At 65.0% G+C, this 572-nt stretch carries 1 protein-coding gene and 1 pseudogene; one reads left to right on the forward strand and one right to left on the reverse strand.

The genetic code is table 11. From position 1 onward, the window contains the following. Positions 1-137 (reverse strand): annotated as a pseudogene (locus G7A99_RS24045) (twitching motility protein PilT); the annotation flags it as partial. Between the two features lie 91 nt (positions 138-228). Between G7A99_RS24045 and G7A99_RS24050 the strand changes: the two are divergent. Next, a partial coding sequence (locus G7A99_RS24050; RefSeq protein ID WP_163144595.1) for a YggS family pyridoxal phosphate-dependent enzyme occupies positions 229-572 on the forward strand: 344 nt, incomplete at its 3' end.

Here is a 572-nt window from a genome sequence, read left to right on the forward strand (position 1 = left end):
TCCTGGTGCTCCATCGGCGGGAGGTTGATTCGACGCACATCACCGTCAACACGTATCATTGGCGGCAGGCCCGCGGAGAGGTGCAGATCGGAGGCGTTATTCTTAACGCCGAAGGCGAGCAGGTCTGCGATGTCCATCCATCCCCCTTGGACTGGCGATTCCCGTGGTCTCGGGTCAAGCATCCGGCAGTTGAACTAAAAGCTACAGATCGGCTGGATAACAGGCAACATGCACACCATCGCTGATCGGCTCGACAACCTGCGTGAACGCGTTCGCGCTGCGGAGATCGGCTGCGGGCGCGAGCCGGGCAGCGTCTCCATCCTCGCAGTGAGCAAGACCCAGCCGGTGGAGGCCATCCGCGAAGCGGCGGCGGCCGGCCAGCGGGCCTTCGGCGAGAACTATCTCCAGGAGGCCCACGAGAAGATCGACGCCCTCGCCGGACTGGGGCTGGAGTGGCACTTCATCGGCCCGCTGCAGTCGAACAAGACCCGCGCGGTCGCCGAGTCCTTCGACATGGTCCACACCATCGAGCGGCTGAAGATCGCCCGCCGGCTCTCCGGGCAGCGGCCGGA

The organism is Arhodomonas sp. KWT (assembly GCF_010993615.1).